This is a genomic window from Streptomyces flaveus (genome assembly GCF_014647675.1).
In the GTDB taxonomy this organism is placed as follows: domain Bacteria; phylum Actinomycetota; class Actinomycetes; order Streptomycetales; family Streptomycetaceae; genus Streptomyces; species Streptomyces flaveus.
In genome coordinates this window covers 44,731-65,746 of sequence record NZ_BMPQ01000041.1, presented here as the reverse complement: position 1 = coordinate 65,746, position 21,016 = coordinate 44,731, and the positions used below count along the sequence as shown (strand labels likewise).

The 21,016-nt window shown below is 71.6% G+C and carries 13 protein-coding genes; 9 read left to right on the top strand and 4 right to left on the bottom strand.

Features of this window, described 5'->3' with window-relative positions; genetic code table 11:
• Positions 1–1,081 (bottom strand): serine/threonine-protein kinase (locus IEZ21_RS42100; protein ID WP_189327095.1); only part of this gene is annotated, 1,081 nt, incomplete at its 3' end.
• A 205-nt stretch (positions 1,082–1,286) separates the two neighbouring features.
• Positions 1,287–2,999, bottom strand: coding sequence for a serine/threonine-protein kinase (locus IEZ21_RS42095; RefSeq protein ID WP_189327094.1), 1,713 nt, complete (start codon positions 2,997–2,999; stop codon positions 1,287–1,289).
• Between the two features lie 409 nt (positions 3,000–3,408).
• Here IEZ21_RS42095 and IEZ21_RS42090 point away from each other — a divergent pair, with 409 nt between their 5' ends.
• From IEZ21_RS42090 to IEZ21_RS42065, 6 genes are all read left to right on the top strand, one after another.
• Complete coding sequence (locus IEZ21_RS42090; protein WP_189327093.1) at positions 3,409–7,464, top strand: FHA domain-containing protein; 4,056 nt, start codon at positions 3,409–3,411, stop codon at positions 7,462–7,464.
• Positions 7,465–7,732: 268 nt separating this feature from the next.
• Complete coding sequence (locus IEZ21_RS42085; protein ID WP_189327092.1) at positions 7,733–9,118, top strand: ABC transporter substrate-binding protein; 1,386 nt, start codon at positions 7,733–7,735, stop codon at positions 9,116–9,118.
• Between the two features lie 9 nt (positions 9,119–9,127).
• A complete protein-coding gene (locus IEZ21_RS42080; protein ID WP_189327091.1) occupies positions 9,128–10,480 on the top strand; it encodes a carbohydrate ABC transporter permease in 1,353 nt (450 codons plus the stop codon).
• A gap of 107 nt (positions 10,481–10,587) precedes the next feature.
• Positions 10,588–11,391 carry a carbohydrate ABC transporter permease gene (locus IEZ21_RS42075; RefSeq protein ID WP_106972566.1) on the top strand — a complete coding sequence of 268 codons (804 nt, stop codon included), beginning with the start codon at positions 10,588–10,590 and terminating at the stop codon, positions 11,389–11,391.
• Between the two features lie 136 nt (positions 11,392–11,527).
• A complete protein-coding gene (locus IEZ21_RS42070) occupies positions 11,528–13,855 on the top strand; it encodes a bifunctional glycosyltransferase/CDP-glycerol:glycerophosphate glycerophosphotransferase (RefSeq protein WP_189327090.1) in 2,328 nt (775 codons plus the stop codon).
• A 62-nt stretch (positions 13,856–13,917) separates the two neighbouring features.
• Positions 13,918–14,856, top strand: coding sequence for a class I SAM-dependent methyltransferase (locus IEZ21_RS42065; RefSeq protein WP_189327089.1), 939 nt, complete (start codon positions 13,918–13,920; stop codon positions 14,854–14,856).
• Between the two features lie 112 nt (positions 14,857–14,968).
• On the opposite strand, the gene IEZ21_RS42060 is transcribed toward IEZ21_RS42065, so the two are convergent.
• Complete coding sequence (locus IEZ21_RS42060; protein WP_033326512.1) at positions 14,969–15,382, bottom strand: organic hydroperoxide resistance protein; 414 nt, start codon at positions 15,380–15,382, stop codon at positions 14,969–14,971.
• Positions 15,383–15,528: 146 nt separating this feature from the next.
• Here IEZ21_RS42060 and IEZ21_RS42055 point away from each other — a divergent pair, with 146 nt between their 5' ends.
• The 3 genes from IEZ21_RS42055 (at position 15,529) to galE (ending at position 18,875) form a co-directional block, all read left to right on the top strand.
• Positions 15,529–16,041 (top strand): MarR family winged helix-turn-helix transcriptional regulator, encoded by a 513-nt coding sequence (locus IEZ21_RS42055; protein WP_189327088.1) that lies wholly within the window; start codon positions 15,529–15,531, stop codon positions 16,039–16,041.
• Between the two features lie 138 nt (positions 16,042–16,179).
• The gene (locus IEZ21_RS42050) at positions 16,180–17,832 is read left to right on the top strand and encodes a glycosyltransferase family 2 protein (RefSeq protein WP_189327087.1); all 1,653 of its coding nucleotides are present in this window, start codon (positions 16,180–16,182) and stop codon (positions 17,830–17,832) included.
• A 62-nt stretch (positions 17,833–17,894) separates the two neighbouring features.
• A complete protein-coding gene (gene galE, locus IEZ21_RS42045; RefSeq protein WP_189327086.1) occupies positions 17,895–18,875 on the top strand; it encodes a UDP-glucose 4-epimerase GalE in 981 nt (326 codons plus the stop codon).
• 49 nt (positions 18,876–18,924) lie between these two features.
• On the opposite strand, the gene IEZ21_RS42040 is transcribed toward galE, so the two are convergent.
• Complete coding sequence (locus IEZ21_RS42040) at positions 18,925–20,976, bottom strand: SpoIIE family protein phosphatase (protein ID WP_189327102.1); 2,052 nt, start codon at positions 20,974–20,976, stop codon at positions 18,925–18,927.
• Positions 20,977–21,016 lie beyond the last annotated feature (40 nt).

Below are 21,016 nucleotides of genomic sequence, written 5' to 3'. Positions count from 1 at the left end.
GGTTGCGGGCGGAGCCGGGCCGCGGGGCGCCGACGGCGCGGGGCGCGCGGGCGGTGCCCCTGGCGCCGCCCGCCAGCTCGTCCGGCCCCGGCACCCGCATGCTCGTATGCGTGTCACGGTTCGAGTCGGGGGCGGCCCGCCCCGGCACCAGGGGCACCGCACCCCGCCGCACCCGCTCGACGTCACGCGGAGCCTCCGGCTCCGCCGGCGCCGCGTCGGAGTCCGGCTCCGGCTCGTCCACATCCAGCGGCGGCATCCCCGCCAGTTCGGGCAGCTGCTCCCGCAGCCGCGCCCCCAGCTCGGACGCCCGCAACCGCGACGCCGGCGCCTTCGCCAGACACTGCACGAGCAGCTGCCACAGCTCGTCGGGAATGCCGGGAAGCGGAACCACCGTCTCCGTGACATGCCGCCGCAGCACCGCTCCGGGGTGACCGCCACCGAACGGCGTGAACCCGGCCAGCAGCTCGTACAGCACGGTCGCCAGCGCGTAGATGTCGACGGCCGCCCGAGGAGGCAGCCCCTCGATGATCTCGGGTGCCAGATAGTCCGGCGTACCGATGATCTTCGTCGCCCGGGTCCGCCGCGGCGAGTCGATGAGCTTGGCCACACCGAAGTCCGTCAGCAGTGCCGGATGCGAGCCGCCGGGCCCGAGCGGACCCTGCATGTCCAGCAGTACGTTCTCGGGCTTGACGTCGCGGTGCACGACACCCGCCGCGTGCGCGGCAGCGAGCCCGTCCGCGACGTCGGCGACGATCGCGACCGCGGCCTCGGGAGCCAGCCGCCGCTCGCGGTCGAGGCGGGTCCGCAGATCCGTGCCCCGTACGAGATCCATGACCAGCGCGAGGTCGTTGCCGTCGACCACCAGGTCACGTACGGAGACGACATGCGGGTGATCGAGCCCGAGCAGCGCCGTCCGCTCCTGGACGAAGCGCCCCACGAGCTCTTGGTCGGAGGCGAGGTCCTCACGCAACAGCTTGATGGCGACGGGCCCTTCCGGCCCCTCGCCCAGCCACACCGTGCCGGCGCTGCCCCGCCCCAGAATCTGGTGCGCGGTGTACCGGCTGCCGATCTTCCGTGCCAAGACTGCTCCTACGGACGCGTGTTGTCGCTAAAGCTACGCGCCCGCGGACCCAAGCTTCACTCCGGAGACAGAAATCACCCGCCAGGTGTCGACAAATCCCCAGAACCGCACCGCGGTTCTGGGGATTCGGGGTGGAGCCGAGCATGCCTGAAGGGCCCCAAAGGGGCCTCAGGTGAACTAAAGGGAGATGAGGGACGAGAGGGCCCTACTGGCCGGAAGTACCCGAACCTGATTCAAAGCTGGAGATCAGGTCTCCCACCCAGTCCGTCGCTGTCGTGAACCAGTCCGTCAGCTGCTCCCAGTACCCCTTGGTCGTCCCGATCCACTCCTGGAGCGGACTCAGTTCCCAGATCAGCCACCCGGCCACGACCAGGATGATGACCGTGAACAGGCACCCCTTGAGACACCCGAGCCCGGGGATCTTCATCGGGTTGGCGCTGCGCTGGCGCGGCTCACGCGGCGGACGGGGCTCGCGAGGAGGCCTCGACGCGGGCTGCTGGGGCGGCGGCGGCGCGGGAGCATATCGCTGCGGCTGCGGCTGCTGCTGGGGCTGCCGCTGAGGTGCGTACTGCTGCGGCTGGCCCTGGGGCGGATAGCCCTGTTGAGGCCGCTGCCGCTGCTGGGGCCGCTGTTGCGGCTGCTGCTGCGGGCGGGCGACCTGTCGCTGCGGACGCCGCCGCAGCGGGTCCTCGCCAGGGTCGAGATACGACTGGACCTGGGTCTGTTCGTTGCGGTCGCGGGCCGCGCGCAGCTGGTTCTGCCAGGGGTGCGGGTCCTCCGGGCCGCCGGACGGCGGCTGGTTCGGCGGCACCTGCGGCATCACCGAGGTGGGGTCGGAGGCGCCGCGGCGCGGCAGTACGGAGGTGGGGTCGGCGTCACCGGAGCCTGCGCCGGCACCGGTGTGCGGCAGGACGCTGGTCGCGCCGTTCGGGTCGTACGAGCCGGCGCCGTGCTGCAGCACCTGTGTGGGGTCGGCGGCCCAGGATTCGCCCGGCACGGTGGCGGGTGCCGGGTCCGGCGCGAGCAGCGCGCCGACGCCCTCGGCGGCGGCGATCTGCGCGGAGGTCGCGTGCACGCCGACGCCTTCGGCGACCGCACGGAGACCGCGCGCGAGGTTCTCGGCGCTGGGCCTGTCGTCCGGGTTCTTGCGCAGGCAGCGCTCGATGACCGTCCACAGGGGGTCGGGGACCGTGGAGGGGCGGCGTGGTTCGGCGCTGAGGTGCTGGTGGAGCACCTCGAGGGAAGAACCGCCGGAGAACGGCGGACGGCCGGTGACCAGCTCGTACATCATGATTCCGGCGCCGTAGACGTCGACGGCGGAGGTCTGCGGGCGGCCCTCGGCGGACTCGGGGGCGATGTACGCGGGCGTGCCGACGAACTCGTGGGTGCGGGTCAGGCCGGGTGAGTCGGCGAGCCGGGCGATGCCGAAGTCGGTCAGCATCGGGTGCATCTGGCCGCCGTCCTGCTTGAGCAGGACGTTCGCGGGCTTCAGGTCGCGGTGGACGACGCCGTCGGCGTGGCTGGCGGCGAGCGCGTCGGCGACCTGGGCGGTGAGGAGGGCGGCGGCCACGGGGCTGAAGGGGCCGTTCTCGCGCAGGTAGCGGTGCAGGTCGGGGCCTTCGACCAGGTCCATGACGAGGGCGAGGAGGTCGCCTTCGACGACGAGGTCGCGTACCCGGACGATGTTCGGGTGGGTGAGGCGGAGCAGGACGGAGCGCTCCCGCAGGAACCGCATCACGACATCCGCGTCGTTGGCGAGCTCTTCCTTGAGAACCTTGATCGCCACGGTCTCGCCGGGCTGGCCCGGAACGGCCGCCTCGGCTCCCGCGGTCTCCCTCTGGCGGGCTCGCCAGACGGTGCCTGTGGCGCCGCGCCCAAGCGGCTCCTCAAGGAGGTACTTGCTCCCTACCGGCCGCACGTCATGCGCTCCCTGCTGCTTGCCTGGTTGGTTCGTCACCCTTGCTACGGGTGTTCCGACCCACTGTAGTGCCGCTGCACGAGGCACCGGGTTGTCGTCATCCTGTGGATGCCGTCTTGTGGATTACGTGGGGCGATCCCCTCCGTTTCAGGCAAAGACGCTCACTCCTGGGCGGTTGGTTGCGGGATCTTGGCGTGATCGATCCCAATGGGGCATTGGTCAGGCATTTTTGCGGGCAGAGCCGACCAATCAAGATCACTTATTTGTGGGAAGCGGGCGCGTTGTCAGTGGCAGGTGCGAGGATGCCTCCAGTACTGGCCGACGTGCCCGAGTGCGGTGGGGGGAGCTGCGTGGGGATCGCAGCGCAGCCTCGTCGCGGGCGCCCGCGCAGAAGGGACCGCTGACGGCGATGCAGATCCGGCTGACCGTCGTAGACCCGTTGGGGACGCGCCCCGAGGGGCGAGCCGCGTCCTGCGACGTGCTGGTGACGGCGCCCGCCGGGACCGCGCTCGCCGCGGTGTCCTCCGGACTCGCCTCGGCGGTGGGGGGCGAGGGCCCCGGTGTGCTGTACGCGGGAGCGGAGCGGCTCGACGCACAGCGCTGCACGCTCGGTGAGCCGCCGCTGATCGACGGCGCGGTGCTGTGCCTGGGCGCCCCGGCGGAGCCCGGCCCCGAGGTCGACGCGGCCGCGGCCCAGCTCCATGTCGTCGCCGGTCCGGACGCGGGCGGCGTCCATCTGCTGCACGGCGGCCGTATCGACATCGGCCGCTCCGCCGACGCGGACGTGCCCCTGGACGACCCGGACGTCTCCCGACTGCACTGCGCCGTCACGGTCGCCGCGGACGGGCGGGTGTCGGTCGCGGACCTCGGCTCCACCAACGGCACGACGCTGGACGGCACGCGCGTGGGCGAGCGCCCGGTGCGGTTGGCGCCGAGGGCGCTGCTGCGGGTGGGCGAGTCGGCGCTGCGGCTGGCCCGGGCGGGGGATGGCGCGGCGGTACGGGAGACGGTGCCGGACGGGGAGGGGCATGTACGGGTGCTGGGGGCACCCGAGGAGCCGCTGCCCGGGCCCGCCGAAGCCGAAATCGCGCCGCACACGCGCGTGGCGGACGGTGACGACTCCGCCCTGGTGGCGAGCGATACGCACCATGGCTTCGGTACGGCCGGGTGGGGAGCCGCGGAGGGCAGTTCCTCCGGGGCGCAGGGGCACGGCTCCGTGGAGCCGCCCGTCGGGCCCGAGCAGGGCGGAGCACCCGAGGTCGAGGACACGGGGAGGGCGGGGAGGGCCGGGAGCACCCGGAAGGACACGCCGACGCGGGGTACGACCGTGCCGCCCGGGACGGTTCCGCGCGGCGCGCGCAAACGCGGCGGGCTCTCGGCGTGGGCCCGGCGCCTGGCGGGCGGCCGGGGCGAAGAGTCCGGGACGTCGGCGTACGAGGGCTCCGAAGAGGACGCAGCGGACGCAGCGCCGTCCCCCGGGCTCGTCACGGAGGCGGCCGCCCGGGAGCCGGAGCGGTGGCCCGACCCCGCGGCGCTGCTCCTGGCCGCGCTCGGCCCGGGGCCCCGGCTGTGGGAGCGCGGCTCCGAGCACCCGGAGACGCTCGCGGTGCGGCTCGGTACGGCGGACCGGAGCGCGCCCGACGGCTCGGGGCTGCTGCCCGCGGTGCCGGTGACCACCGGGTTGCGGGAGGTCGGGGCGCTGGGCATCGCGGGGCCGCGGCCTCGTCTCTCCGGGCTCGCGCGCGCGGTGGTGGCGCAGCTCGCCGCGCTGCACTCCCCCGACACGCTGGAGATCGTCCTGCTCAACGCGGACCGCTCGCGCCCCCTGGAGGACCGCATCGCCGAGTGGTCCTGGCTCGGCTGGCTCCCCCACCTCCGCCCCACCCACGGCCAGGACTGCCGCCTCCTCCTGGCCTACGACCGCGAACAGACCACGTCCCGCACAGAGGAACTGCTCCGCCGCTTGGAGGATCACGCGACGGATACGGCCCGCAGGACGGGGGCCCGGCCCTCGTACGCGACTGCCGCGGGTGTTTCCCGCGGGGCCCAGGCCCACGTCACCGCCACCGCCCCGGACACGACCGGCACCATCCCGGTCCCGGCTGCGCGCCGAGCGGACGACGCCGAGGCAGGGGGTGGCCACGGCGGCGTCGCCGTACCGTCCGCCGACGGCACCCATGCGAGTAGCCCATCGGGCGACCAGGGCGGTGGCGGGCGGGCCTACGACGACGCGGCGACCGACCGCCCCGGGTCGACCGCGGACAGCGCCCGCCCGGGTCACCCGCCGGACAACCGCGCCGGTGGCGAGCGCGACTGCGGCGACGCCGCAACCAGCCGCCGCGGTCCGGCGGCTGGAAGCGCCCGCCCAGGTCAGCGGTCGAGCGACCCAGGCCTCGCCACCCGCGGCGACGGCAAGAGCGACCGCCCCGGACCGTCCGCCGAAGACGCCCACTCAGGACACCGGCCGGACGCCCACGGCGCCCCCGGGCGCGACTCCGGGGCAGTCACCGGCAGTGCCTCCGGCGCGGCCCAGCACGCCGACGGCGAGCGCCGCAACGGCAACGGCAACGGCGTAAGCCACCCCCCCGAACCCTCCGCCGAAGACGCCCACCCCCAGCACCCGCCGACCCACCACGGCGATCCCGCCCCTGGCGGGACACCCGTCACCGGACGTGACAGCAACGCCACCCACCTGGGGTTTTCGCTGAGCGGCGGGCAAGTCGACGACACCCCCCGAGGCCGCAGCCACCGGCCCTCCTGGGCGCGGAGCGACGAAGCGGGCGACGGCGAGTGGCGCGGCCCTTACACCGTGGTCGTGGTGGACGGGGATCCCGGGCCGGCCGCCGTGCGGGAAGCCGTGTCGCGGCTGGCGGTGGAGGGGCCGCGGATCGGGATCCATGTCGTGTGCCTGGCCGAGACGGTGGCCGCGTCTCCCGCCTCGCCGGTGACGGAGACGTACGAGGCGGCCTGTGCGGCTTCGTCGGTGTTCCGGGACTGCGGAGCCGTCGCCCTGCTCAGCGGGGACGTGGCCACGGCGCTGCGGCTGCTGCGGGTCGCACCGGGCGCCCCCGAAGGCGCCGCACGCACCCAGGCCGCGGAGCTCCCCCGCGGGCCCGTCGGCCATGGCACCGTGGCCGCCGTCGACGCGGTGTCCATGGCCTGGGCCGAGCGGTTCGCACGGGCGCTGGCCCCGTTGCGTACGGACGCCGTCCCCGGTGAGCGGCACGCGCGCGTGTCCGCGCCGTTGCCCCAAGCGGCGCGGCTGCTCGACGAGTTGGGGCTGGCCAGGGCCACCCCGGCGTCCCTGATGGCCCGCTGGGCGGACGCGGCCGACGACACGGAGGCGCTCGGCGGTCGCGCGGTCGCCGTGCTCGGAGCCGGGCCACGCGGGCCGGCGAGCGTGGACCTCGTCCAGGAGGGCCCGCATCTGCTGATCGAGGGGCCCTCGGGCAGCGGGCGTTCGGAGTTGCTGCGCTCCGTCGCCGCCTCGCTCGCCGCCGCGGAGCGGCCCGACCGGCTGGGGATCGTGCTCATCGACGGGTGGGACAGCACCGGGGGCGGCGCTGCCGCGCGCGGTGAGGGCCTGCGGGTCTGTACCGACCTGCCCCATGTCACCACGCATCTCGCGGCCCATGACCCGGTCCGTATGCGGGAGTTCGCCCAGTCCCTCACCGCCGAGCTGAAGCGGCGGGCCGAGCTGCTCGGCCGCCTCGACTTCACCGAGTGGCACGGGCGGCAGCAGCTCCAGGGCCGCATCGTGGGCCAGCGCTCGGCGAGCGGTTCCACCACCGCACCCCGCGGAGCCGCCACACACCCCGGAACCACCACGCGCCCAGGAACCGCCACCGCCCACCCCACCCCCGGCGCCGCCGACCTGGACACACCGCCGAGCTCCACCCTCCGCCTGCGCCCCGCTTCGGAGCGGCAGCGGGCGGCGGCGGAGACGGGCCCCCCGCTCCCCCGGCTGGTCGTGATCGTCGACGATCTGGACGCGCTGCTGTCCCCCGCACTGGGCTCGCCGGGACGCCCCGCGGCCGGATCCGTCATACGAGCCCTGGAAGCCGTGGCGCGCAGCGGTCACCGGCTCGGGGTGCACCTGGTGGCGGCCACCGCGGGCGGGCCCCGTACCGCCGAGACGGAGCTGGCCCGGCAGGCCGCCCTGCGTATCGTCCTCGAAGCCCCCTCGTCCGGTCCGGAGGACCCCGCCCCCGGCCGCGGTCGCCTCACCGGTCCCCGCAGCCGGTCAACTCCCTTCCAGGGAGGCCGAGTCACGGGCCGTATCCCCCGCACGTCAACGCTGCGCCCCACGGTCGTCCCCCTTGAGTGGGACCGAATGGGCGACCCGCCCGCCCGTCGCCCCATACGCGAACTGGGCAACGGTCCGACGGACCTGGCCCTCCTCGCCAGCGCCCTGGAGCGAGCCGCGCGCTCCGTGTCAGCCACGGAAGTGCCCTCGTTGCTCTGAAGTCGTCCGGAGTCGTCTGCAGCCGTCTGAAGCCGTCCTTGAAGGCACAGTTCTGTACAGCCCTCAACCACCTGACGACTCCTTACGACCGCACACAACTCCACACACCACTCCATTCGACTCCATCGGCATGAGCGCACGTCACGACGCGGTTACGATCACGCACTTGACACCGCAGGCGCTCTTGCCGCCGCCAAGCGGGCAGGCGTACACCGGGAGCGCACGGGAACAGCAGCGCTCGGACGTTCGACGGAGAACGGGGCTAGTCATGCGCAGCACTCTTCGTACACGCAGGCCGAACAGGAAAGGCAGGGCCGCGAAGGCCGCAGCCGCCGTCGTCGCGGGGGCGATGGCGCTCGCGCTCACCGCATGCGGCGGCGACGGCAACGACGACACAGGAAGCGACGGCGGCGAGACGGAGAAGGCCGCCACCGTGAAGCTCCCCAAGCTCGACGGCCAGAAGCTGGAGGTCGCGGCCGTCTGGACGGGCCCGGAGCAGGACAACTTCACCAAGGTCCTGGACGAGTTCGAGAAGCGGACGGGCGCCGAGGTCAGCTACGTACCGACCGGCAACAACACCTCCACCTTCCTGGGCACGAAGATCCAGGGCGGCCAGCCGCCGAACGTGGCGTTCCTGCCGCAGGTCGGCGTGCTCCACCAGTTCGCCGACAAGGGCTGGGTCAAACCGCTGAGCGCCGAGGCACAGGCACAGCTCGACAAGAACTTCTCAGCGGGCTGGAAGGACTTGGGCGCGTACAAGGACAAGCAGTACGGCGTCTACGCGAAGGCCGCCAACAAGTCCCTGGTCTGGTACAACACCGCCGCGTACGAGGCCGCAGGGATCACCGAGGAGCCGAAGACCTGGGACGAGTTCGTCCAGACCGCGCAGACGCTGTCGGACGCCGGTTCGCCCGCGGTCTCCATCGGCGGGCAGGACGGCTGGACCCTCACCGACTGGTTCGAGAACATCTATCTCTCGCAGGCGGGCCCGGAGAAGTACGACCAGCTGGCGAAGCACGAGATCAAGTGGACGGACCCCTCCGTGAAGGAGGCCCTGACCACCCTGGCCCAGCTGTGGGGCAAGGACGACCTGATCGCGGGCGGCAAGGCCGGCGCGCTGCGCACCGAGTTCCCCAAGTCGGTGACGAACACCTTCTCCGGTGACACCCCGGCAGCGATGGTCTTCGAGGGCGACTTCGTCGCGGCGAACATCAACGCCGACACGGACGCCAAGATCGGCACGGACGCGAAGGTCTTCCCGTTCCCGGCCGTCGGCGCCGAGTCGCCGGTGGTCAGCGGCGGTGACATGGCCGTGGCCCTGAAGGACGACAAGGGCTCACAGGCCCTGCTGACCTTCCTCGCGTCGACCGACGCGGCCGAGATCTGGGCGGCACAGGGCGGCTTCGTCTCCCCCAACAAGGAGATGGACCTCAAGTCGTACAAGGACGATGTGACCAGGGACATCGCCGAGGCGCTGCTCGCCGCGGGCGACGACTTCCGCTTCGACATGTCCGACCAGGCTCCCGCCGCCTTCGGTGGCACCCAGGGCCAGGGCGAGTGGAAGGCGTTGCAGGACTTCCTGAAGGATCCCTCGAACGTCGACGGGATTCAGCAACAGCTGGAAGCGGCCGCCGCCAAGGCGTACGAGGGCTGACGGCAGCCGATGTCGTCCCAGGTGGCGATGGCGGGGGGCTCCTCGGGTCCGGTGCCCCCTGCCCGGAAGCGTAAGAGCGTGATGGGCACCCGGCCGTGGGTGGCGGGACTGTTCCTGCTGCCCGCGCTGGTGCTGCTCGGCGCGCTCGTGGTCTACCCGATCGGGTACTCGGTCTGGCGCAGTCTGTACGACGCCGACGGCTCATCCTTCGTCGGCATGCAGAACTACGGCGACATCTTCACGGACGACGCCACCTTCACCGCCGTCAAGAACACCGCGATCTGGGTCGCGGTCGCCCCCGCCCTGGTCACCGGGCTCGGCCTGATCTTCGCCGTGCTGATGGAGCGGGTGCGCTGGTCGACGGCGTTCAAGATGGTCATCTTCATGCCGATGGCGATCTCCATGCTCGCGGCGGGCATCATCTTCCGGCTCGTCTACGAGGCGGATCCCGACCAGGGCGTGGCCAACGCCGTGGTGGTGGGGGTGCACGACACCTTCGCCGAGTCGTCCGTCTACCCCAACGCGCGCCCCTCGCCGCAGAGTGATCTGAAGGCGTCCGGAGGCGGCGCCTTCACGACGACGGACACGGTGAGGGCGGGGGTTCCGGCCCTGCTCCCGCTGGTCGGCATCGCCCCGAACAAGCTGCCCGGCGATCCCGTGGACGCCATGCCCGCCGAGTCCGCGGGCGACGAGGTGTCCGGCACGGTCTGGCTGGACTTCAGGCTGGGCGGCGGCGGTGAGAAGGGCGCCATCGACGCGCGCGAGAAGGGCCTCTCGGGCATCAAGGTCGAGGCGGTCAAGGACGGCGAGGTCGTGGCGTCCGCAGAGGCTGCCGACGACGGTACGTTCAGGCTGCCCACGGAGGCGGACGGTGCCCAACTCCGGCTGCCCGCCTCGAACTTCGCGGCGCCCTACAACGGCGTCGACTGGCTCGGCCCGAGCCTGGTGACTCCGGCCATCATCGGTGCGTACGCCTGGATGTGGGCGGGTTTCGCGATGGTGCTCATCGCGGCGGGTCTCGCCGGGGTGGACCGCAACCTCCTGGAGGCGGCCCGGGTCGACGGGGCCAACGAGTGGCAGGTGTTCCGCAGGGTCACGGTGCCCCTGCTCATGCCGGTCCTCGTGGTCGTACTGATCACGTTGATGATCAACGTGATGAAGATCTTCGACCTCATCTTCATCATCGCGCCGCAGCCCACCCAGGACGAGGCCAATGTGCTGGCCCTCCAGCTCTACAACGCGGCGTTCACCGGCAGCGGCGACCTCGGCCTCGGCAGCGCGATCGGCATCGTCCTGTTGCTGCTCGTCATGCCGGTGATGATCGTCAACATCCGCCGACTGCGAAGGGAGCGCCGACGGTGACCGCACCCTCCGTACCCGTGAAAGAACCCCTGGTGGCCGTGGAGCCGTCCGGCCCGCCCCCGCGCTCGCTGGTCTCCCGGCTGGCGAGCGGCGCGGCCGGCGGCGTGATGCGGGTCTTCCTCATCCTGATCGCGCTGCTCTGGGTGACGCCGACGGTGGGTCTGCTCGCCTCGTCGTTCCGCGATCCGACGGACATCGCCGAGTCCGGCTGGTGGACCGTCTTCAGCAAACCGTCCGAGCTCACCATCGAGAGCTACTCGACGCTGCTCGGCAACGAGGACATCACCGACTCCCTGCTCAACACGATCTGGATCACCGTTCCGGCCACCGCCATGGTGATCGTCATCGGGGCCATGGCCGGATACGCCTTCGCCTGGATGGACTTCAAGGGCCGCGACTGGTGGTTCCTGGTCGTGGTGGCGCTGCTCGTGGTGCCGGTGCAGGTGGCCCTGATCCCGCTGGCCGACCTCTTCGGCGACCTCGGGCTCTTCGGCACCATCTTCGGTGTCGTCCTGTTCCATGTGGGCTTCGGCCTGCCGTTCGCGATCTTCCTGCTGCGGAACTTCTTCGCGGAGATCCCCCGTGAACTCCTGGAGGCCGCACGGCTCGACGGGGCGGGCGAGATCCGGCTGTTCACCACCGTGGTCCTGCCGCTCGGCGCGCCCGCGATCGCGTCGCTCGGCATCTTCCAGTTCCTGTGGGTGTGGAACGACATGCTGGTGGCGCTGGTCTTCTCGGGCTCCGGCTCAAAGCCGTTGACGGTCGCGCTGACCGAGCAGACCCGGCAGTTCTCCGGCAACATCGAGACGCTCGCGCCGGGCGCGTTCATCTCGATGGTGATCCCGCTGGCGGTGTTCTTCGCGTTCCAGCGGCAGTTCGTGTCCGGTGTGATGGCGGGCGCGGTGAAGTAGCGCTTCGGGGAGTGCGGTGAGGGGCTCTCCGCCCCTCACCGCACTTCTGACATCCCCCATATGCCACGTCTGGCGTAACCACGTCACCCCTTCGGCCGTTTCCGGGCAGTCTGCCGTGCCGACCCCTGGATGTGACGTGCCCCGGTTCAGTGTCATCGTCCCCGCGTACAAAGTGCAGGCCTACCTGCACGCCTGCCTGGCCTCCGTCCTCGAACAGTCCTTCCCGGACCTCGAGTTGATCGCCGTCGACGACAGCTCACCGGACGCCTGCGGCTCGATCATCGACGAGTTCGCCGCCCGCGACCCGCGCGTACGGCCCGTGCACCTCGACGAGCACGTGGGCCCCGGCCCGGCCCGTAACGCCGGTCTGGAGCGGGCGAAGGGCGACTACCTGGTCTTCCTGGACGGCCAGGACAGCCTCACCCCGCACGCGCTGATCGCCATCGCCGACCGGCTGAAGGAGACCGAGGACCCGGACATCCTGGTGTACGACCACGCGCGCACCCTCTGGACTGGCGAAACGCTGCGCAGCGTCCAGTCCGCGCAGCTCACCGAGCGGGGCCCGGCGCCGTTCCGGCTCGACGGCCGGCCGGGGCTGCTCAAGGTCCTCATGGTGGTGGGGAACAAGGCGTACCGCCGGGAGTTCATCGAGCGGGAGGGCTTCACGTTCCCGCCCGGCCACTACGAGGACACTCCCTGGACGTACTCGGTTCTGATGGCCTCCGAGACCATCGCGACGCTCGACCGCGTCTGTGTCCACTACCGCCAGCGACGTCAGGGGAGCATGCCCGGCACGACCGGCACCACCGGGCACGACACCACCGGCCGGGGCCACTTCGACATCTTCGACCAGTACGACCGTGTCTTCGCCCACCTCGACGCGCACCCGGAACTGGGGCACTGGCGCCCTGTCCTGTTCCGCCGCATGGTCGACCACCTCTCGGCCGTGTTCCTCGGGCGCGACCGGCTGCCGCACGGCTCCCGTCCCGAGTTCCTGCGCATGGCCCGCGCCCACTACGCCCGCTATCGCGTGCCGGGCGCCCGCCTCCCGGCCCGCAACTGGCTGCGGCACGTGCTCATCCGCCTGGGCAGCCACCGCACGTATCGCACGCTGTGCGCGGCGGCGCGGCTGAAGAGGCGGGTGACGGAAGGCGTCACGGCGGCGTTCCGTGGCGTACGGGCCGTGGCGCTGCGGCTGCACTACCGCGTCCAGCTCCGGCTTCCCGTACGGGCCGACCGCGCCGTGTTCTCCAACGGGAACGGACGCGGTTACGGCTGCAACCCGGCGGCGCTGGAGGACGCGTTCCGGACGTACGCGCCGGGCATCCGCACCGCGTGGATCGCGGCGCCCGAGCACCACCACACCGTCCCGACCTCGACCCGCAAGCTGACCCCGGACACGGCCGCGTACTGGACGGCACTCGCCCGCTCCAAGTACCTCGTCAACAACGTCGACTTCGACCGCAAGCTGGTCAAGCGACCGGGGCAGATCCTGGTCCAGACGCAGGCCGGCACCCCGCTCAAGCGCATGGGCCTGGATCTCCAGGACCGCCCGGCGGCGGCCCGCGGCACGGACTTCGCCGAGCTGCTGCGCGGCGTCGACCAGTGGGACTACTGCCTGTCCGGCAACCGCCACACCACGCTCGTCTGGGAGCGCGTCTTCCCCTCCGGCTATACGACGCTCGAGTACGGCCAGCCCCGCAACGACGTGTTCCAGCGGGCGACTTCGGCGGACGTGGCCCGGCTGCGCGAGACGCTCGGCATCCCCAGGAACGCGGTCGCGATCCTGTACGCGCCGACGCACCGCGACTACCGCCACTCCCAGCGCACCATGCTCGACCTGGAACGCGTCCTGCGCCAACTCGGCCCGCGCTACGTGCTGTTGACCCGCGCGCATCCCTCGTACGGGCAGCCGCTGGCCCGCAGCGGCGGCCGGCTGATCGATGTGTCGGAGCATCCGAGCATCGAGTCCCTGTGCCTGGCCTCGGACGCGCTGATCACCGACTTCTCCTCCCTGATGTTCGACTACGCGAATCTCGACCGGCCGATCGTGATCCACGCGGACGACTGGGCGGCGTACGAGGCGGCACGTGGCACCTACTTCGATCTGCGCGCCTTCCCGCCGGGAGTCGTCGCGCGCAGCGAGGACGAACTGATCGACATCTTCGCGACCGGCCACTGGCGCGGCTCGCGCTCCGCGCAGCTGCGGGACGCGTTCCGGAAGCGCTTCTGCCCGTACGACGACGGGCGGGCCGCCGAACGGGTCGTACGCCGGGTCGTGCTCGGCGAGACCTCCGGGCTGCCGGCCGTGCTGCCGCTCGACGAGCGCCATCCGGTGCCGTCTGCGGAGGATGGCATTCCATGGATGCTCGATTCCGCCCGAACCGGGAATTATCCGACCGCCTCACCACGGGCAACTGTTTCGACACCCGGAGTTTCCATTCCCGTCGTTGACAGCCCCTGAAGCCCTCGGATCCCATCCTTCAACACACAGAAATCCCATAGACCCCGCTGTACGGAGTACACATGACCTCCAGCACCACCGAGCTGCCCCGTCCCAGGACCCTGTCGGACGTCAAGGGCTGGTTCCGTGCCGTCGATCAGCAGCTGTTCGACTGGTTCCTGTCCCGGCAGCTCGACAGCCAGCAGACCGGCGATCTGCTGGAGCTCGGCGCCTACATGGGAAAGAGCGCCATCTTCATGGCCTCCTACCTGCGTGACGAGGACAAGTTCACGGTGTGCGACCTCTTCGACTCCCCCGCCGAGGACGCGGCCAACAGCAAGGAGATGAACAAGTCCTACTCGACGCTGACCCGGCGGGCCTTCGAGGCCAACTACCTCGCGTTCCACGAGGAGCTGCCCGAGATCATCCAGGCGCCGAGCCAGGTGGTCGCCAACCGTGTCGAGGACAAGAGCTGCCGCTTCGCGCACATCGACGCCTCGCACCTGTACGAGCACGTGAACGCGGACATCGCCGCGGTGCGCGACATCCTGCTGCCCGACGGCGTGGTCGTGCTCGACGACTTCCGCGCCGAGCACTGCCCGGGCGTCGCCGCGGCCACGTGGGGGGCGATTCCCACGTTCGACCTGCGTCCCATCTGCATCACGGGCACCAAGTTCTACGGCACGTGGGGCGACCCCGAGCCGCTGCGCGACGCGCTGCTGGAGTGGCTGGCGGGCCGTGACGACATGTGGCACGAGGTGCAGCAGGTCGCCGGGTACGGGCTGATCCGGATAACCGGCCAGAAGGCGACCGAGCCGAAGCAGCCCGCGTCCAAGTACGCGGCCGAGAAGCCGGAGCCGGTCGTCGAGGCGCCCAAGCCCGCGCCCGCCCCGCGCGCCGCCGCCACGCGGCCCGCCAACGTCGGCCCCGCCAAGCGGCGGCCGAGCCGGGCCAGGCGGATCGCCAAGGATCTGCTGCCGCCGATCGTCACTAGGGCGTTGGTCAAGGCCCGTAAGCGCTGAGGCTTCTCGGTGGGGCAAACCGTCGGCGTTTGAAACCCCGGGCGCCCGGCCCGCGTTGAGTGCGGGCCGGGCGTCGAACCGTGTTCGGCCAGGGTTGCGTGTTCGACCAGGGTTACTCGACGACGAGCTCGACCGGGATGTTGCCGCGGGTGGCGTTGGAGTACGGGCAGACCTGGTGGGCCTGTTCGACCAGCTTGCGGCCGGTCTCGGCGTCGACGGACTCGGGGAGCTCCACGCGCAGCGTGACCGCGAGGCCGAAGCCCTCACCCTCCTTGCCGATGCCGACCTCGGCGGTCACCGCCGCGTCGCTGACATCGACCTTCGCCTGGCGGCCGACGAGACCGAGGGCGCTGGCGAAGCAGGCGGAGTAGCCCGCGGCGAACAGCTGCTCCGGGTTCGTGCCCTGACCGTTGCCGCCCATCTCCGTCGGGATGCCCAGCTCGAGGTCGAGGCGGCCGTCGTTGGTGAAGGCGCGGCCCTCACGACCGTGGGTGGCGGTGGCGACAGCGGTGTAGAGCGCGTCCATGGGAACCGTCCCTCTCATCATGCGGATCAACATCAAGTTCAAGGTCGTATCGGCGGGCCTTGGGAGGTGACCGCCTCACGACCGCAAGTAGAGCACACAATTCAGTTGTGCACAATCCAGTGACGCACTCGCGTTATCCTGGAGGCATGACCACTCCGACCCGAACCCCGGATCCCGCCGGCACGGACGCCGACACCGAGCCCCTGCGCACCACCGAGGACTTCCTCCGCCTCGACCAGCAGATCTGCTTCTCCCTGAACGCCGCCTCGCGCGCCTTCGGCGGCGTGTACAGGGTCGTCCTGAAGGACCTGGGGCTCACCTACCCCCAGTACCTGGTCATGCTCGTACTGTGGGAGCACGGCGAACTGCCCGTGAAGAAGCTGGGCGAGCACCTGCGGCTCGACTCCGGGACGCTGTCGCCGCTGCTCAAGCGACTGGAGGCGACCGGTCTCGTACGGCGTGAGCGCAGTGCCCTCGACGAGCGGTCGGTGGTCGTCCGGCCCACGGACGAGGGCCGCGCGCTGCGCGAGCGGGCGCTGGCCGTACCGCGACGGATCGCCGCCGCGACTGGCTTCGACCTGGACGAGATCCGCGAACTGCGGGCCCGGCTCGACAAGCTCACGGCGGCGCTGGACGAGGCGGATCTGGAGAGCGGCTGACCACTGAGACGCTGCTTCTGAGGGAGCTTGCGCTCACTACTGCCATCTCTCTCCACGGGACACCAGGCACCTCATAACGGAGAATTAGCCACAAAGCCTCCGTTTCGTCCCGTGGAAGCCAGGCACACCATGCGAGCCATGCACCCTCACCCGCCGCAGGTCTGCGTCGTCGTCATCGGGTACGACGACGCCGCCCATGTGGCGGACGCGGTGCGCTCCGCCCTCGCGCAGGGCCCGGCCGTCCGCGAGGTGATAGCCGTCGACGACGGCTCGACGGACGGCAGCCCCGACCTCCTCGACCGGCTCGTGCGCGGCGAACCACGCCTGAAGGTCGTACGCCGCAAGGTCAACAGCGGTGGCTGCGGCAGCCCGCGCAACGACGGGATCGACGCCGCGACGGCCCCATACGTGATGTTCCTGGACAGCGACGACGTGCTGCCGCCCGGCGCGGTGGACGCGCTGCTCGCCGCCGCCGTCGGGCGCGGCACGGAGGTCGCGGCCGGCCTGTGCGTACGCCGCGAGCTGCCGTCCGGGCGAGAGGTCCCCTGGCGGCCCGAGCTGTACGCGAAACCCGTCCTCGTCCCCCACCCCTCGCTCCGCACCCGCCTGGTCCACGACACGCTCTGCGTCAACAAGCTGTACCGCACCGGCTTCCTGCGCGAGCACGGCATCCGCTTCCCCGAAGGGCGCTTCCCGTACGAGGACTTCGTGTTCACCGCGCGTGTGCTCGCCGCCGGGCCGCGCCTCGCGCTGGTCCCCGACACGGTGTACGTCTGGCAGGTGCGCCGGTCCGCCGAGCGGCTGTCGATCTCGCTCGACCGGGCGGACGCGGACAACTGGCGGTCCAGGCTGACGGCCCACGGCATGGCGTACGACATCCTCCTCGCCGCCGGTGAGAAGCGGCTCGCACGGGCGGCGCGCGCCGCGTTCCTGGAGCACAGCCTGCGGATGTACGCGCGCGAGCTCGGGCTGCGCGGCTCTGGGTACCGGCGCGAGTGGTGGGCGCTCACGCGCGCGTACCTCGCGACGTTCGACGAGGGTGACTTCGCGGTGGCCCCCGCGCCCGGGCGGGTCGTCGCGCAGGTCGTCATGGCCTCCGAGGAGCCGCACGACCTGAACCGCATCGGGGAGCTCGCGTCGCGTCCGGCCCGGCTGGCGCCGCCGTACGCACGGGCCGCGGACGGTACGCCGGTGTGGTCCGCCGACCTGCCCCAAGTGACCCTGGAACACCTGCTGTTCCGGCCTGTACGTCACCTCCCTGTCGCCGTCGACGCGGAACTGCGGCCACGCGCGCGTGCCACCCGGCTTCGGCTGCGTCTGCATGAGCTGTACGGGCGGATGGCGGAGGCGGGGCCGGCGGGCGTGGACGTCGAGTTCACGCACCGGCAGGACGGGCGGGTGGGGCTTCGTCTCACGGCGCCGTTCCTGCCCGACGACTGCGAGGGCGACTCCGGGCCCGAATCAGGGGTCGGCTCCTCGGTCTCGGGGGTCGGCTCCTCGGTCGACTCCTGGTGGACCGAGGTGCCGGTCGACCTCTCCGCGCTCGGCTCCGGCACCTGGGATCTGCGGCTGCGGGTGCGGTTCCACGACGGCTCGGGCCGCGACACCACCGGGCACGCGGTCGCGGGGCCCGGACTGCTGCGCCGTACGGCGGTGTTGAGCGGGCGGCACGGCATGGTGCTCGTCCAGCCGTACGCGACCCATTCGGGCTCACTGGCGTTGCGGCTCGCGCCCGGTTGGCGGGGAATGGCCACCGTGCTGCGCCGCCGACTGCTGCGCCTGCTTCACTGACACGCGACCATGGACGTACGCATCCGAACCACTACCGACGACAGACGAGGGGACGGCCGTACATGACCTGGCTGATCACCGGCGGCGCCGGCTACATCGGGGCACATGTGGTCCGCGCGATGACCGAGGCGGGCGAACAGGCCGTGGTCTACGACGACTTGTCCACCGGGATCGCCGAGCGCGTCCCCGAAGGCGTGCCGCTGGTCGTCGGCTCGACCCTGGACACGGATCGCGTGACCCGCACCCTCACCGACCACGCCGTCACCGGTGTCGTCCACCTGGCGGCGAAGAAGCAGGTCGGCGAGTCGGTGGAGCTGCCGCTGCACTACTACCGCGAGAACGTCGAGGGGCTGCGCGTACTCCTGTCCGCCGTGACCGAGGTGTCAGTGCCCTCCTTCGTGTTCTCGTCCTCCGCGGCGGTGTACGGCATGCCGGACGTCGACCTGGTGACCGAGGAGACGCCCTGCGTCCCCATGAACCCGTACGGCGAGACCAAGCTGGCGGGCGAGTGGCTGACCCGCGCCACGGGCCGCGCACACGGCCTGTCGACGGCCTCCCTGCGCTACTTCAACGTGGCGGGCGCGGCGACGCCGGAGCTGGCCGACATCGGCGTCTTCAACATCGTCCCGATGGTCTTCGAAAAGCTGACGGAGGGCGCGCCGCCGCGCATCTTCGGCGACGACTATCCGACACCGGACGGCACCTGCGTACGCGACTACATCCACGTCGTCGACCTGGCCGAGGCCCACGTGACGGCGGCCCGCCGCCTGGCCGCGTCCCCCGGCACGGACCTGACGCTCAATATCGGCCGCGGGGAAGGCGTTTCGGTCCGCGAGATGATCGACCGCATCAACGACCTCACGGGCTACGACCTGCCCCCGGTCGTCACGCCCCGCCGCCCAGGGGACCCACCCCGCGTCGTGGCGTCGGCTGCGCGCATCGCCGACGAGCTGGGCTGGAAGGCGAGGTACGACGTCACCGACATGATCACGTCGGCCTGGGAGGGGTGGGTGCGGCTGCATCCTGGGGCACGGCGCGGCTAGGACACGTTCGCGGCCCCTCAGTCGAGACAGAACTCGTTGCCCTCGACGTTCAGCTCGGCGTGCCGCGGAACGTCGGGCCGGAGCAACTCCTTCGCCGCGCGAGGAGCAGCGCCACATCGTCGTCCGGTTCCCGGTTCAGGGTGCCCAGCAGCATGTCGCAGGTCTCCTCCAGCGGGAGCCGGGTCCCGCCCAACAGCCGTAGCAGGCCCTGCAGGCCGACCTCGATGGACTCTCCGCGCCTCTCCACCAAGCCGTCCGTGAACAGCACGAGCAGCGTTCCTTCCGCCAGTTCCCGCTCTTCGGCGCGGAACGGCACGCCGCCCACCCCGAGCGGCACGCCGCTGGGAATGTCGAAAAACTCGGCCCTCCCGGCCGGGTCCACCAGCACCGGCGGCAGATGGCCTGCGCGGGAGAGTTCGCATCGGCCGCGCCATGGGTCGCAGACGACGTAGAGGCAGGTGGCCATCGAGTCGGAGTCGCCGAGCGAGGCGGCGATGTCGTCGAGGTGGTACAGCAACTCGGCCGGGGGCAGGTCGAGCCGGGCGAGGGCGCGGGTGGCCGTGCGGAGCTGGCCCATGATCGCCGCGGCGTGCACACCCTTGCCCATCACGTCGCCGACGACCAGGCCGACCTTGCCGTGCTTGAGCGGCAGCACGTCGAACCAGTCCCCGCCGACCTCGCTGACCGCGGGCAGGTAGCGGGAGGCGACCTCGATGCCGGCGTAGTGCGGTGGCTTTTGGGGGAGCAGGCTGCGCTGGAGGGTGAGCGCGGTGTTGTGCTCACGCCCGTACAGCCGGGCGTTGTCCATGCAGAGGGCGGCGCGTGTGGCCAGCTCGGTGGCGAGTGTGAGGTCCTGGTCGTCGAACGGTTGGGCGTTGACCGTGCGGTAGAGGCTGAGGGCGCCCAGCACCTCGCCGCGGGCCATCAGAGGAGTGGCCAGACAGGAGTGGGCCCCGGCCCGCCGGAGCGTCTCGGCGGCGGCGGCGTCCCGGGCGATACGCCGCGTCGTCGCGCCGCTCACCCGCCGCAGCAGGATCGGCCGTGCCTCTCGTACGCTCTGCGTGATCACCCGTGACGAGCCGTACGACGTCAGCTGGCCGACCGGATCCGCGGTCTCGATCGCGTCGGTGGGATAGCCCGCGGCGACGGCGAGGGCCCGGAAGTCGAGGGAGCCGTCCCTCCGTATCGCGGCCGTGCCGCCGGGACCGACCACCGAGTCGAGTACGTCGACCGCAGCGAGGTCGGCGAGCTCCGGCACGGCCACCTCCGCCAGCTCACGGGCGGTCTGGTGCAGGTCCAGCGTGGTGCCGATGCGGACACTGGCGTCGGCGATCACCGCCAGCCGCTCCCGGGCCTTCGCGACCTCGGCCGCCGCGCGCTGCCGCTCGGAGACATCGATCACCGCCATCGCCAGGCCCAGCGCACGCCCGTTCGGGTCCTCGATCCGGTGGTACGACTCCGAGTACGCGTGCTCCTCGCTGTCCGCGGCCGTCCGGCCGATGGTCTGCTGATCCAGCAGAGGCTCACCGGTCCGCAGGACCTGCTGCATCCGCGTCTCGATGGCCTCCACATCCAGCGCCGGCAGCACCTCGCCGACCCGGCGGCCCAGCACAGCCTCCTCGGGCACGCCGTTAATCCGCTCCAGTGACGGATTGACGCGCACCCACCGCAGGTCGGTGTCGAACACCGCGATGCCCACCGGCGACTGGCTGACCAGGATGTGGGACAGGGCCAGGTCCCTCTCCACGTTCCGTACGGTGTCGGCGTCGGTGCCCAGGCCCAGGGCATGAACGTCGCCGCGTGCATCGCGCAGTTGCATGGTGCGGAACTCCACTCGGCGCGTTGAGCCGTCCTTGTGCCGTACCGGAAAGACTCCCGCCCAGCTCGCACCCGTGCGCACGCGCTCGAACAGCTCCCGGGACCGTGACCGGTTCTCCGGTGCCACCAGCAGCACGCCCGCGTTCCGGCCCAGTGCTTCGGCGGCGGAGAACCCGAACAACAGCTCGGCCTCGGGGCTCCACAGCACGATCCGGCCGTCGCTCCCAAGGACCAGGGCAGCGACCCGCAGCAGATCGAGCAGCCCGCCCGGCGCAGCGGTGATGCCGTCCCCCCAGCTGTTCCCGGTCCGGGACTCTCGCTCA